The sequence below is a fragment of the Stutzerimonas chloritidismutans genome, assembly GCF_051486945.1.
Classification (GTDB): Bacteria; Pseudomonadota; Gammaproteobacteria; order Pseudomonadales; family Pseudomonadaceae; genus Stutzerimonas; species Stutzerimonas chloritidismutans_B.
In genome coordinates this window covers 783,985-797,058 of sequence record NZ_JAHVDX010000002.1, presented here as the reverse complement: position 1 = coordinate 797,058, position 13,074 = coordinate 783,985, and the positions used below count along the sequence as shown (strand labels likewise).

Annotated in this window: 12 protein-coding genes and 1 other RNA gene; 1 reads left to right on the top strand and 12 read right to left on the bottom strand. The window is 61.9% G+C overall.

The features are described from left to right. Positions 1-50: 50 nt before the first annotated feature. The 11 genes from KXR72_RS10840 to KXR72_RS10790 all read right to left on the bottom strand — a co-directional run bounded on the left by KXR72_RS10840 (position 51) and on the right by KXR72_RS10790 (position 11,419). Positions 51-407 (bottom strand): hypothetical protein, encoded by a 357-nt coding sequence (locus tag KXR72_RS10840; protein ID WP_437421112.1) that lies wholly within the window; start codon positions 405-407, stop codon positions 51-53. A 150-nt stretch (positions 408-557) separates the two neighbouring features. Continuing rightward, positions 558-839, bottom strand: a complete 282-nt coding sequence (locus KXR72_RS10835; RefSeq protein WP_437421111.1) for a hypothetical protein — start codon at positions 837-839, stop codon at positions 558-560. Continuing rightward, positions 820-1,656, bottom strand: coding sequence for a helix-turn-helix domain-containing protein (locus tag KXR72_RS10830; RefSeq protein ID WP_437421110.1), 837 nt, complete (start codon positions 1,654-1,656; stop codon positions 820-822). Before KXR72_RS10830 ends, KXR72_RS10835 begins: the two co-directional genes overlap by 20 nt. Before the next feature lie 80 nt (positions 1,657-1,736). Next, the gene (locus tag KXR72_RS10825; protein WP_437421109.1) at positions 1,737-2,474 is read right to left on the bottom strand and encodes a phage antirepressor KilAC domain-containing protein; all 738 of its coding nucleotides are present in this window, start codon (positions 2,472-2,474) and stop codon (positions 1,737-1,739) included. Further along, a complete protein-coding gene (locus KXR72_RS10820; protein ID WP_437421108.1) occupies positions 2,475-2,873 on the bottom strand; it encodes a helix-turn-helix transcriptional regulator in 399 nt (132 codons plus the stop codon). Between the two features lie 228 nt (positions 2,874-3,101). Beyond that, positions 3,102-4,340, bottom strand: coding sequence for a tyrosine-type recombinase/integrase (locus KXR72_RS10815; protein WP_437421107.1), 1,239 nt, complete (start codon positions 4,338-4,340; stop codon positions 3,102-3,104). 164 nt (positions 4,341-4,504) lie between these two features. After that, positions 4,505-4,883: a transfer-messenger RNA gene (gene ssrA, locus KXR72_RS10810) on the bottom strand. 144 nt (positions 4,884-5,027) lie between these two features. Beyond that, positions 5,028-5,336: a hypothetical protein gene (locus KXR72_RS10805; protein ID WP_437421106.1), complete on the bottom strand. Its 309-nt coding sequence runs from the start codon at positions 5,334-5,336 to the stop codon at positions 5,028-5,030. Positions 5,337-5,504: 168 nt separating this feature from the next. Continuing rightward, positions 5,505-8,342: an FAD-binding and (Fe-S)-binding domain-containing protein gene (locus tag KXR72_RS10800; protein ID WP_437421105.1), complete on the bottom strand. Its 2,838-nt coding sequence runs from the start codon at positions 8,340-8,342 to the stop codon at positions 5,505-5,507. A 59-nt stretch (positions 8,343-8,401) separates the two neighbouring features. Next, entirely contained in the window at positions 8,402-9,577 is a 1,176-nt protein-coding gene (lldD, locus tag KXR72_RS10795) for an FMN-dependent L-lactate dehydrogenase LldD (RefSeq protein WP_243605957.1), read from the bottom strand. 147 nt (positions 9,578-9,724) lie between these two features. Next, positions 9,725-11,419, bottom strand: a complete 1,695-nt coding sequence (locus KXR72_RS10790) for an L-lactate permease (RefSeq protein ID WP_437421104.1) — start codon at positions 11,417-11,419, stop codon at positions 9,725-9,727. Positions 11,420-11,698: 279 nt separating this feature from the next. On the opposite strand from KXR72_RS10790, the gene KXR72_RS10785 reads away from it, so the two are divergent. Further along, the gene (locus tag KXR72_RS10785; protein WP_437421336.1) at positions 11,699-12,490 is read left to right on the top strand and encodes a GntR family transcriptional regulator; all 792 of its coding nucleotides are present in this window, start codon (positions 11,699-11,701) and stop codon (positions 12,488-12,490) included. Between the two features lie 21 nt (positions 12,491-12,511). Here KXR72_RS10785 and smpB read toward each other — a convergent pair whose 3' ends face one another. Beyond that, a complete protein-coding gene (smpB, locus tag KXR72_RS10780; protein ID WP_437421103.1) occupies positions 12,512-12,994 on the bottom strand; it encodes an SsrA-binding protein SmpB in 483 nt (160 codons plus the stop codon). Positions 12,995-13,074: the final 80 nt, after the last annotated feature.

Sequence of the window (13,074 nt, the reverse complement as noted above, 5' to 3'; positions counted from 1 at the left end):
GGTAGATCCTTCTCGAAACTTCAGGTGTAGATGTAGCCACGCAGATGTGCTTATCGGGCTTTCCTCGCTTCCAGATCGGCCAGCTCCCTAGTGGCCTCTGCCTTCCTCCTTTTCAGATCCTCGCCCTTGGCGGCGCGTTCGGCTTCCTGCTTGGCCTTGGCCGCCTCGGCGTTGCGCTCGAGCTGCGCCTTGATGGCCGCGCAGTGTTCGCGTACCTTGGCGCTGGCAAACGGAGCCACATTACCGGTGATTAGGCAGGCGATGGTGCTGCCCTCGGCGGTGACCGGCGCATGGGTCAGCTGAGCCAGGTGCCCGGCAACTTGCGGTGCCGGCAGACGGCCAAGGCGTCCTGCCTCCTCGGCGGCGGCTACGCGGCGCTGGGGTCTGTACCGAGGCTCAGCGTCCACTTGACCGGCTTGGCCTCGCGACGGGCTGCGTCCACTACTCGCACGTAGGCGGCCTTGAACGCCATCCGGGCGCCGATTTTGTCGCCGCGCTCCAGCGCTAAGCGGGCGGCGGATAGTGCGATGTGGAGCTCCTCGGTCTTCACCACGCTGTCAGCCTAGTCGTAGGCGCGTAGGCAATGCCCCAGGCCTCGACCGGTTCCGGCCCCCGTCGCGGTCCTGCAAGCGCTCAATGATGGAGGCCAGGGTCAGCTTTCCGGTCAGGTCGCGGCGGCAGGCCTGCTGCGCATCGGTGATCAACTCAGTCGGGTAGCCGGTCAGGTCGGATGCAATCAGTTCGGCAGCGCTCGCGCTCAGGGTCTGCCCGAGCGACTCCGCAGTGGCGCAGTTAGAGGCGGCCAGTTGGGCCTGTTGCTCAAAGGAAACGATTGGCATTGATACATCCCTCGCTACTAGCGCTGAAGAGCGCTACCAGCTCTTGTGCTGCGTTGATGTTCGCCTGAGTGGCCTCGATCTGGCGGGCGGTGGTCGCGTTCATCTGGCGGCCGGTGGCCCACTGGGTGTGGAAGGCCTCGCACTTAGCGAGCAGATTGTTCAGGCTGTGGCAGTCATTGACCAAGCGCGCGTCGTTGACGGTGACGTAGAACGCCGCGACGTGGTGCGCCTCATCGGCGCCCAGGCGGTCAACAAGTTGGCTGATCTGCCCGGCGGCCTTGGCGTTCCACTTCGGCCAGACGCTGTAGCGCTTGCGGTAGGCGAAGGCGTAGTTGGCCCACGCCTTGAAAGTCTTCGAGCTCGGGTCCTTCGGGCCGGGTATGTCTGCCTGGATCTCGACGCGAGGCGATGCGTCCACGACAACCGGCAAGGCCGCGTCAGCGGGCTGGCCCGGAAAGGTGTCTGTCGTAGTCTCTGCAGTAATCTCTGCTGTAGTCTCTGTAATAGCGAGCGGCTTTCCTGCAGGCTTGCTTGCAGCTTTTCTGCAGCCTTGTTTGCAGGAATCCTGCAGACTGGAATGCGGGTTTTCTGCAATCAAGCTTGTGCGGATCGCATCCATGTTTACCCGGTAGAACAGGCGGCACGGGACGCCCTTCTTTTTCTCCTCAAGCACGCCGGCACTCACCAGCTTCTTGCGCGCGCTCTCCTGCTCGGAGCGGGTCATTCCGGTTTCGGACGCCCATTCCTCCATGGTCTTGTAAAACCAGCCGTCAGCGTTGTCGGTGCGTTTCGACCAGTAGATCGCCTGGCTCAGCATCAGGGCACCAGTGATGCCGGCACCGAGGGAGACGAAGGCGCGCTGAAAGGCAATCGGACGGTCGAGAAGGTCATGCAGGCTCACTCTGCCACCTCCGGCTGATGCACAGCCCACAGGCCGGCGATCCACTGCACGCCCTTCGGGGTGAACTTGGAGGCGTTGAAGACATGACCGTTGTCTGCCTGACCGGTCTTCACCGAGAAGCGGCCGGCGTCAATGTGCTCGGCGAACGGCACCCACTCGCCGCTCAGGCGGTACATAACGCGCTTGTCTTGCAGGAAGGCGCGGAAGTCGTTCTCCTTTGCATGCAGCAGCTTGGCCACCTCGCGGAAGCCCTTCAGTCCGGTGCCGTCGACGTAGCGGTCGACAAACTCGGCCTTCGGCACGGCGATGGCAAGTAATGCTTGCTGCTTCTCGATCTGCTCGGCTTGGTCGGCAGCGAGGCGCAACGCTTCGGGGAAAGTCTCCGGAATATGCGGAGTCTGATGGGCCTCCAGCGACTGCCAGCGGTCCACCAGTGCCGCAGTGAACTCCGGCGAGAGCTGGGCGACAACAATAATGCTGTCGCGTTTGCCGCGTTCACCGGCGAAGACGTATTCGATAGCCGGGCGGCCTGCAGTGGGCTTTTCCTGCATTGCAGGTAAAGCGATCACGCCGCGCTCGGCCAATCGCTCAATAGCAACGCGCACATTGTCGTGACGCGACCCAACCAGCTCCGCAACCTCGCGGCTAGACATTGTCACTTTGCTTACGCCGGAGATGGAGTTCTGGCAATGCGCCCAGCTGCTCAGACTTTCGGGACGGATGGACGTTTTCATTTACCACCTCGCCTTTTCATACTGAGTCTCGCCATCCGCGCTAGACGCCACTCCTTGCGCCGCCAGGATCTCACACGACGCCAGCTCATCACGTCCATGCAGCGGCGAGCCGCCACCTTGAAGCGGAAGGCATTCAACTTTCGTGCGAGTTGCGATGCGAGAACGTACCCACTGTTGGACTTCAGCCAAAACGAAGCCAACTGGAGCTCCGCGGGCAGTGCTGTCACTCAGCGGAACAGGCTTAGGAAAGGTCGGGTCGTCCTTGAGGCGCTTGTAGATGGTCGGTCGCTTGAGGCTAGTGATCTTCTCGACTTCGGGGATCCGGATGATGACCAGAGAGGGGTCGAAACGCTGGATGCTCGCGGCATCTGGGATAACATGAGGAGACGGCATGAACATTTTGGGCACCACATTGGCTTATGTCGCCCCCAACGCTATGTGACTCTCTTTGTGTGTAAACAAGTAGAAGCAAGATTTTTATGCCTCCATAGCGCCTCACTGTTCCTCTCTAGTTCACCAGTCTTTTGCTTGAGAGAACCGTTGGGACCACCGTCTTTACAGACGGCACCCTCGGTTCCCAGTTACCTTAAGAAATCCCAACACAAGGGCACGTAGCACCGATGCCCTTCACGCCTGACGTTTGAGCTCAACCACATTGCCACCTGCCAGCATGTCCAGATGATCGGCATACCACTGCATCATGACCTTGCGCTGTTCTAGGTAGGTGCTCTTGTCATAGACGCCCCTCACCCCTTCCTTGACATGGGATAGCTGGGCTTCCACATGCTGCGAGTCGAAGCCGTTTTCGTTGAGGATGGTGCTTGCCAGGTGGCGGAACCCGTGACCAGTCTGCCGCCCCTCATAACCCAGACGGCGAAGTGCCATCAAGAATACGGTGTTGCTGCGTGCCTTAGTGGTGTTGCCGCGACCTGGGAACAGCAGCGGATATGCTCCGGTCAGGAAATGTAGGTCGCGTAGGAGCTGAACTGCTTGAGTTGGCAGCGGAACCAAGTGCTCGCGACGGCGTTTCATTCTTGCCGCGGGGATTAGCCAAAGCCCTGCATCCAGGTCAAATTCGTCCCAACGAGCCTCGCGTAGCTCGGATGGGCGGCAGGCAAGCATGCTCAACAGCTGCAAACCAATTCGTACATCTATAGTGCCGTAAGCGCGCATTGCTCGAAGCAGCGCCGGAAGTTCAGCGACAGGCACGTGCGCATAGTTTTCAGCTGGACGGGTCTGGAGAAACTTATGCAGTCCCTCGAGCGGGTTGTATTGCGCTCGCCCCGTTACTCGAGCCAGATCATAGATTTCCCGACACATGCCACGGACTCTGCTGGTCTGCTCAACGATTCCTTTTTGCTCCATGCCACGGAGCAGCTCCATCCACTCCATCGGTAAGATAGCTGTATAGGGACGCTTACCGAACGTGGGAAATACGTGCAGCTCAAGTGCGCCAATGGTCCGGACAGCCGTTCCCTCACTCCATCCCTTGCGCTTGGTGGCGTACCACTCCCGAGCGAGATACTCGAATGTGTTGTTCGCAGCTTCCACCTCTGCGGCTTTTCGTGCTCGTTTCGTTGCGAGTGGGTTGCTGCCCTCGGCTGCGTCGTCGCGCAGCTTCGCGGCTTCCTTCCGCGCTTGTTCTCCGGTCAGCTGATGGCTGCCTTTGCCATAGGCACCCAGTCCAATCCAGGACCATTTGCCGTCCGGCTTTTTGTAGCGGAACTGCCAAGACTTCGAGCCGTCTGGCCGAACGCGAAGGTAGAGTCCGTTTCCATCGTTCTCTCGATACTCTTTCTCCTCCGCCTCTAAGCTTGCCAGTACCGTATCCGCCATAGGACGCTTCTTGATGTCCTTGCGCTTCATGTCTGTATCCCTCAGATTCAATATTTACCGAAGATACACGAGAGGATACACGGCGGGAAGGTATAGGCGTAATCAAGGGGAGATAGCCAGAAACAAGAAAGCCCGCACAGCGCGGGCTTTTCAGGGAGATCGTAGACTGTTAGAGACAGGTCTAGATGAGTATTTGGTGGAGCCGGGGGGAATTGAACCCCCGTCCGCCAGCTCTCCACTGTCGGTACTACATGCTTAGCCAAATCTATTGAGTTAACTCCGCGCCGCCCGATTGGCAGGGTGCTTGGAGCGAGCTGCATGAGATTTAGCCGTTACGTCTGCAGCGAACTTGGCGGCGATCCTGTTCTATCTGACAGTCATTTCGGGTTTACAGGCATCCCCTAGTGACCGCTGGCGCCGAAGCGACCAGATGAAGGTTAGGCGGCTAGCGCGTACCCTTCGTAGTTGTCGTCGTTGGCAACTATAAGTTTGCAACAGTGGATTTACGAGTTCTGTTACCAACTCGGCATGCACCTAGAGTTTTGTTACCGGCGTCGAATCCTAATCGGCCCCATGAGACGCATCGCGTGCTCATGTGCGGCGCAGTGTACGCCAGAGGATGAGCTACGTCGAACGCTTGATGGATTAGATGGAGGTGATCTGTCGGATTTCAAGGGGTAGCGAGGCCGCCGAGTGCGGCGGCCTTGCCCAGGCCACTCAGTTGCCAGCGCCCGAGGCGGAGCCGGCGGTGCCGTTCGAGTCGGAGCTGCCAGGTCCTTTGAGTTCCTGCAGGGCCTTGGTGGTATGGGCGATGCAGGTTTCGGTATCGCCGGCTTGTTGAGCCTGGCGAGCCTGGCCGACCAGCTCCTCTGCTTCGCTGCGTGCGGGCTCGCCGAGTGTGGCCTGGTTGGTGGCCATCAGGTCGTCGATCTCTTGCAGGTTGAGCTGGCAGAGGTCTTTGTCGGCAGCAAACGCAGCGGGACTGGCGATAAGGGCTGCGGCGGCAAGTAGGGCAAATTTTTTCATGAGCATCCTCCAGGGAGTTAACTTCCCGGCGGGCCTGCCTGATTCTGCAATTGCACGCCGGCGCCGAGGCGGGTTTTCGGCCCAGTGTGTCGCCTGGGCTCTATTTGTCCGACTGCGGTTGCGCTCAAGCGTTTCATCCGTGCGTGTCAGCTGGCTGCCGGCTGCTCGCTAGCTGACCGCCGCAGCGGCTCTGGCGCGGCTGTTTCGGTTCACCAGATAAACGAGCCCGTGATAATCGATACCGCCATGCTGCGACAGGCCGATCTCGCAGGTGCGGCTGGTGGAGATGCCTTCCTCGCAGACCTGCACCGCCTCCTTGAGGCTGCGCAAGGCGTGTGCGTTGAGCTCGGGCGTGGTGAAGCCCTTGTCGCCGGCGAACCCGCAGCAATGGATGCCTTCGGGCACCACGACCTGCTTGGCGCAGCGACGGGCTATGTCGATCAGCGCCTGGGCTTCGCCGAGGTGTTGGGTGCTGCAGGTCACGTGGACGGCGATTGGGCTGTCCTGGGGTTCGAAGTCCAGCTTGTCGAGCAGGTGTGTGCGGATGAAACGCACGGGGTCGTACACCTGCAGGCGGGGTTCGCTCAGCTCTTGCACCAACCTTAGGGTGCAAGGGCTGGTGTCGCAATAGATTGGGTCAAGGCCGCCACGACTGGCCTTGAGCAGTGCACCCAGCGTTTCCTGCCGTTTGCGTTCGGCCTGTTCCGCGTAACCTTTGGAGGCGAAGGGCTGCCCGCAGCAGAGGTTGTTGAGGTCGTCGGGAAAGACGACCTGGTAACCGGCCTTTTCCAGCAGCGCGCGGGTGGTGTCCAGCAGTGGCTCCTGCTCCTGGTCGCGCGCCGCTGGGCCAGTGGCGCGCGAGACGCAGGCGGCGAGATAAACGACGCGGGGACGCTCGTCCTGATCCGCCGGTTTGGGCACATGCAGGCGCTGCAGGGGCTGCGGCATGGCTGGCGTCCACTGCGAGACGCGGCCCTGGCTGGCTCGGGCGAGTGCCGCGGATGTCTTGCTCAACAGGCGCGTGCCCATCATGAGGTGCGCGCCGTTGGCAACATGCAACATGAAGCGCATGCCTTGCACGGCCGTGCTGAAATGGTCGGCCAGCCAGTTCGCCGCGCGGATATGGTCGGCTTGCTCCCCGCGAAGCTTGCGCACCAGATCGCCCGTATTGATGCCGACTGGGCAGCGCTGGGCGCACAGGCCGGTCGCGGCGCAGGTCTCGATGCCGTGATAAGCGTACAGGCGCTCCAGCTCGGTGGTCTCGATGCCGGCACGCTTGCGCGCCTGGATGTCGCGCCAGACCACGATGCGTTGCCGCGGCGTCAGGGTGAGGCCGTTTGACGGGCAGACCGGTTCGCAGAAACCGCATTCGATGCACTTGTCGACGATCTCGTCGGCGGCTGGCATCGGCTTGAGGTGTTTCAGATGAATCTGCGGGTCTTCGCTCAACACCACGTCCGGGTTGAGGATGCCCTGTGGGTCCAGCAGCCGCTTGATCCGCCACATCAGCTCGTAGGCCTCCGGCCCCCACTCCAGCTCGACGAAGGGCGCCATGTTGCGTCCGGTGCCGTGTTCGGCCTTGAGGGCGCCGCCGAACTCGACGGCGACCAGCTGGGTCACGTCCTGCATGAAGGCTTCATAACGCGCGACTTGCTGCGGGTCGTCGAACCCTTGGGTGAAGACGAAATGCAGGTTGCCCTCCAGCGCATGGCCGAAGAGGATCGCCTCGTGGTAGGCGTGTTTATCGAACAGCTGGACAAGGCGATTGACGCCCTCGGCCAGCCGCTCGAGGGGGAAGGTGACATCTTCGATGATCACGGTGGTGCCGGTCTGACGCACGGCCCCTACCGCGGGAAACGTGTCCTTGCGGATCTTCCAGAGCTGGTTGTAGACGGCCGGGTCCTCGCTGAAATCGACCTGCTTCTCCACCGGAAAATGCGCAATCGACCTCATGATCTGGTTGATCTGCTCCTGCAGCAGCGTCTGGCTCGCCGCGCGCGACTCGATCAGGAGTGCACAGGCGTTAGCCGATAGCGTCTTGACCCATTCGGGCATGCCAGCCTTGTTCTCCACCGAGCGCAGGCTGCGGCGATCAAGCAGTTCGACGGCCGATACCGGTTGCTGTTTGAGGATCGGTACGGCGAGGCAGCAGGTCTCCACATCCGGGAAAACGACCAGCGCGCTGGCCTTGTGCGGGTGGTCCGGCACGGTGTGGTAGGTCACCGCGCTGATGAAACCGAGCGTACCTTCGGAGCCGACCATCAGGTGATTGAGGATGTCGAGCGGGTCGTCGAAGTCGATCAGGGCGTTGAGCGAAAAGCCCGTGGTGTTCTTCAGCCGGTACTTATGGCGAATCTTTTCCGCAAGCGCGGTGTTGGCGCGGGTGGCGCGGCCGAGGTCGGCGAGCTGGTCGAGCAGTTCGCTGTGGCTCTGGCGGAACGCCGCGACGCTCGCCGCATCTTCGCTGTCGACCAGGGTGCCGTCGGCCAGCACCAGGCGCAGGCCAGCGAGCGTCTGGTAGCTGTTCTGCGCCGTGCCGCAGCACATGCCGCTGGAGTTGTTGGCGAGGATGCCGCCGATTTTGGCGGCGTTGATCGAGGCTGGGTCTGGACCGATCTTGCGCTGCAGCGGGGCAAGGATGGCGTTGGCGTTGGCGCCGATGACGCCGGGCTGTAGGCGGATCTGCTCGCCGCCGTTGCGCAGTTCACGGCCGTTCCAGTTATCGCCCAGCACGATCAGCACCGAATCGGAAATCGCCTGCCCCGAGAGGCTCGTGCCCGCAGCGCGGAACGTTACGGGAATGCGAGCGCCTTGGGCCAGCTTCAGCAGGTCGATCACCTCGGCCTCCGACTCGACCCGCACCACCAGCTTGGGAATCAGCCGATAGAAGCTGGCATCGGTACCGAAGGCCAAGGTCGAGAGCGGGTCATCGAATAGCCGCTCCGACGGGATGAGGCGTTCGACGGCGGCGAGAATTTCGCCCGGTAGGGTGGCAGACGCGTTCATGCGGGCTCCGGTAGCAGGCAGGCCGCGTCGATGATCGCGCGGCGTCTCGGTGTAAGCGGTCAGGCCGGGTCGACGTGGCGACTGGTCTGGTAGTGGTCCACCTCGCGCACCAGCGAATCGGTCGTTATTTCGCTGATGGACTTGGCGCCGGTGAGCACCATCGCTACACGCATTTCCTTCTCGATCAGGTTGAGCAAGTTGGTCACGCCCGCCTCGCCATCGGCAGCCAGGGCATAGGCGAAGGCGCGGCCGAGCAGCACGGTGTCGGCGCCCAGGGCGATCATGCGGACCACGTCGAGGCCGTTGCGGATGCCGGAATCGGCGAGGATTTTCAGGTCGCCCTTGACCGCATCGGCGATGGCCGGCATGGCGCGCGCGCTGGACAGTACGCCGTCGAGCTGACGCCCGCCGTGGTTGGACACGATGATGCCATCGGCCCCGAAGGTCACCGCGTCACGTGCGTCCTCGGCATCGAGGATGCCCTTGATCACCATGGGGCCGTCCCAGAACTCGCGGATCCATTCCAGATCCTTCCAGGAGATCGAGGGGTCGAAGTTCGCCGCCAGCCAGCCGATGTAGTCTTCGAGTCCCGTCGGGTGACCGCGGTAGGTGGAAATGTTGCCGAGGTCGTGGGGCTTGCCGTGCAGACCGACGTCCCACGCCCAGAAGGGGTGCGTCATGGCTTGTAGCATGCGCCGCACATTGGCGTTCGGGCCGCTCATGCCTGAATGCGCATCGCGGTACCGGGCGCCGGGGGTGGGCATGTCCACAGTGAAGACGAGGGTGGTCACGCCGGCGGCCTTGGCGCGCTCGAGCGCGTTCTTCATGAAACCGCGGTCCTTGAGCACGTAGAGCTGGAACCACATGGGGCGCTTGATAGCCGGGGCGACTTCCTCGATGGGGCAGACTGACACCGTGGACAGCGTGAAGGGGATGCCCTTCTTGTCCGCGGCGCGAGCGGCCTGCACTTCACCGCGGCGGGCAAGCATGCCGGTCAGGCCGACAGGTGCCAGGGCGACGGGCATCGATAGGGTCTCGCCGAACAGTTGGGTTTCCAGGCTCAGTTCCGACATGTTGCGCAACACGCGCTGACGCAGGGCAATGCTGGCCAGGTCATCGACGTTGCGGCGCAAGGTGTATTCCGCGTAGGCACCGCCGTCGACGTAGTGAAACAGGAAAGGCGGAAGTTTGCGTTTCGCGGCGGCGCGGTAATCCGTAGAGGCAGAGATGATCATCGTGTGTTCTCACCGAGTGAACAAAGCCGGTCGGGACCCGATCTTCCCGGGTCATGCTCGAACCGAAGAGGCCCTGGACGCACACGGCGGCCGGGGCCAGTGTCGAACGCCACGGCCCGAGATGTTCGGGGCCGTGGATGCAATTTGTCAGACGCCGACCAGCGGGTCCGTCACGCCTAGCACGTAGATCGCCAGCAGACCGATCAGGCCGGTAGCCAGCACGTAGTACAGGGTAGGCCAAACGGTCTTGCGCAGCGTGATACCTTCGCGGCCCAACAAGCCGACGGTGGCGGACGCAGCGACCACGTTGTGGATCGCCACCATATTGCCTGCTGCGGCGCCGACCGCCTGGATGGCAACGATCATCGCACCGGAAATGCCAAGGGACTGTGCCACACCGAATTGGAACTGGCTGAACATCATGTTGCTGACAGTGTTCGAACCGGCCAGGAAGGCGCCCAACGCGCCGACCGACGGGGCGAGCAGCGGGTAGATGCCGCCTACGCTGTCGGCGACGTAGCGTGCCATCGCGATCGGCATGCTCGGCAGGTCGCCGGCGTTCACGCCCGAATTGATCAGAATGCGCACCATCGGCACGGTAAACAGCAGCACGAAACCGGCACTGAGCAACACGCTGCTCGATTCCTTGATTGCGGCCTTCAGCTCCGACGCGCGCATTCCGTGCAGGAAGTACGTGATCAACACGACCGCAACGAGGATCCCGCCCGGCAGGTAGAGCGGCTCGATGCTGGCGCTGACACCCGTCTCACCGAGGATGTTGGCGAAGGCGATGGACAGGGATTTCAGTGCAGCGGACACCTGCGGGAAGACGCGGCTGATCACCAGGATCGCGCCCACCAGCACATAAGGCAGCCAAGCCCGCAGGGCGCTCATCGGGCGCGCGGCGAGGTCGTCGAGCTTCATCTCGATGGTGCCGACCCATTCGGCCGGCCAGTCGCGCGCATCAGCGAAATCCCAGTGGCTCTTCGGTACAAGGAAATTGAAACGCGCCGCCGTGGTGACGATGGCCAGGCCGACCAGTCCGCCCAACAGTGAGGGGAATTCAGGGCCCAGGAACACGCCGGTAGCGACGTAGGGAAGGGTAAAGGCCAAGCCCGCGAACAGCGCAAACGGCAACACTTCGAACCCGGCTTTCCAACTCCGCTCTTTACCGAAGAAGCGCGTCAGCATCAGTACCATGATCAGCGGCATCACCGTGCCGACCAGGGCGTGGGTGACCGCGACGCTGCTGGTGATTTGCTGCAGGAACATCGGCCAGCTGGAGCCTTGTGCCACCAGTTGGGCGCCAAGCGTAGCCGTGTCCAGCCCGCTATTCACACCGACCACGATAGGTGTGCCGACCGCGCCGAAGGATACCGGCGTGCTTTGCACCAGCATTCCCATCAACACGGCGGCCATGGCCGGGAAGCCGACCGCGACCAGCAGCGGGGCGGCGATCGCCGCAGGCGTGCCGAACCCGGAGGCGCCTTCTATGAAACAGCCGAACAGCCAGGCGATGATGATCGCTTGGATACGGCGGTCGGGGTTGACGGTGGTGAAACCTGCGCGAATCGCCGTGATGCCGCCAGAATGCTTCAGCGTGTTCAGCAGTAGGATCGCGCCGAAGATGATCCATAGCAGGCCGAGCGTGATGACCAGGCCTTGTAGGGTCGAGGCGATGATGCGCGTCAGGCTCATGTTCCAGATGAACAGGCCGATCGCTGCGGTGAAGAGGAATACGACGGGCATGGCGCGGCTAGCCGGCCAGCGCAGGCCGATCAGCAGAACCGCCGCAAGCAAGATCGGGGTGAAAGCGAAGAGGGCAAGCAGTCCGTTGGACATGTCAGGCTCCCCGTCGCGAGTTGAGCAGGGAAATGGCCTGATAGGCCAGTGGCGAACCGGAAGTTGGAGACCGCATGAATAGCCCTCTTCTTGTTGGATGCCTTCGATGTAAATTGGTAATACCAATTGTCCGAAGGGTTTCGCCAGCGTAAGAGTTAGTCATTGCAGACGTCAATTCGGTCCATTTTAGACTTTGGTCGCAGCATCCCAAATTGCGCAAGTGAATCTGGATGGTTACGCTTGCTCCAACATAAAGTGGTAATACCAGTTGAGGGCGTCATGGAAGTAGGGGTGGTGCGCCAGCGGAAGCTGGCAGACAACATTATCGAGCAGCTTGAGGCCATGATTCTCGAGGGTACGCTCAAGGCCGGCGAGCGGCTGCCATCCGAGCGTGTGTTGGCGGAGCAGTTCGGCGTGTCGCGGCCTTCCCTGCGCGAGGCGATCCAGAAGCTGGTTGCCAAAGGCTTGATCGTCAGCCGGCACGGTGGGGGTAATTTCGTCGCCGAATCGCTGGGGTCTACCTTCAGCGACCCGCTGTTGCACCTTTTGGAAAACAGCGTCGATGCGCAACGCGATCTGCTTGAGTTTCGTCACACGCTAGAAGGCAGCTGTGCCTACTACGCGGCGCTCCGCGCAACTGACGTCGACCGTCAGCGGCTGGGTGACGCATTCGCTGCGTTGCAGGCCTGCTATGCGCGCGATGGCGCCGTGAGTCGTGCAGAAGAGGGGGCGGCCGATGCGCGCTTCCATTTGGCGATCGCGGAGGCCAGCCATAACGCGGTGTTGTTGCACACCATTCGTGGGCTGTTCGATCTGTTGCGTCGCAACGTGGTGACCAACATTGGTGGCATGTATGCGTTGCGCAACGAGACGCGCGACATGCTCATGGCGCAGCATCAGGAACTCTATGACGCGATCATGGCGCGCCGCGCGGTCGAGGCGCGGGACGTCATTCATCGGCACATTGCCTATGTGCAAGAAGTGCTGGCAGAAGGGCAGCAAGAGGCGCAGCGCTTGGCGCGTGCGCAGCGCCGCCAGCGGCAGGTGGGGAAGCCCGCACAGATGAATTGAGACGGCGGCTCGCCGGGGGGATTAGTCTTCCTTGCCCTTGGTGCGCATCGCCCGTTGGATCTCGCGGTCCGAGTCGCGCTCTTTTTCGGTGTGACGCTTGTCGAATTCTTTCTTGCCCTTGGCCAGTGCGATGTCGCACTTGATCAGGTGCTTCTTCCAGTAGATCGACAGGGCAACACAGGCATAGCCTTTTTGCTGGACGCCGCCGAACAGCTTGCCGAGCTCGCGCTTGTTCAACAGTAGCTTGCGGGTGCGTGTGGGGTCGGCGACGACGTGAGTGCTTGCAGAGGTCAGCGGCGTGATGTGGCAGCCCATGAGCCAGGCTTCACCGTCCTTAAGCAGCACATAGCTATCGACCAGCTGGGCCTTGCCGGCCCGCAGGCTTTTAACTTCCCAGCCGGCCAGAACGAGGCCCGCCTCGAATTTCTGCTCGACGAAATAATCGTGTAGCGCCTTCTTGTTCAGCGCGATGGTCCCGGGGGACTGTTTCTTCTGTTTGGCCATAGGCTGCGCATTATAGGGAGTCGCGTGGCGGCTGGCGATAACCTGCACCCTGCGACGGCATGAAACTTGAGAGGGGCGTG

Bases quoted from the DNA above. Each gene is read 5' to 3' on its own strand.
- KXR72_RS10835 (WP_437421111.1), bottom strand. From the start codon at position 839: ATGCCAATCGTTTCCTTTGAGCAACAGGCCCAACTGGCCGCCTCTAAC.
- KXR72_RS10830 (WP_437421110.1), bottom strand. From the start codon at position 1,656: ATGCTGAGCCAGGCGATCTACTGGTCGAAACGCACCGACAACGCTGAC.
- KXR72_RS10825 (WP_437421109.1), bottom strand. From the start codon at position 2,474: ATGAAAACGTCCATCCGTCCCGAAAGTCTGAGCAGCTGGGCGCATTGC.
- KXR72_RS10820 (WP_437421108.1), bottom strand. From the start codon at position 2,873: ATGTTCATGCCGTCTCCTCATGTTATCCCAGATGCCGCGAGCATCCAG.
- KXR72_RS10815 (WP_437421107.1), bottom strand. From the start codon at position 4,340: ATGAAGCGCAAGGACATCAAGAAGCGTCCTATGGCGGATACGGTACTG.
- KXR72_RS10805 (WP_437421106.1), bottom strand. From the start codon at position 5,336: ATGAAAAAATTTGCCCTACTTGCCGCCGCAGCCCTTATCGCCAGTCCC.
- KXR72_RS10800 (WP_437421105.1), bottom strand. From the start codon at position 8,342: ATGAACGCGTCTGCCACCCTACCGGGCGAAATTCTCGCCGCCGTCGAA.
- lldD (WP_243605957.1), bottom strand. From the start codon at position 9,577: ATGATCATCTCTGCCTCTACGGATTACCGCGCCGCCGCGAAACGCAAA.
- KXR72_RS10790 (WP_437421104.1), bottom strand. From the start codon at position 11,419: ATGTCCAACGGACTGCTTGCCCTCTTCGCTTTCACCCCGATCTTGCTT.
- KXR72_RS10785 (WP_437421336.1), top strand. From the start codon at position 11,699: ATGGAAGTAGGGGTGGTGCGCCAGCGGAAGCTGGCAGACAACATTATC.
- smpB (WP_437421103.1), bottom strand. From the start codon at position 12,994: ATGGCCAAACAGAAGAAACAGTCCCCCGGGACCATCGCGCTGAACAAG.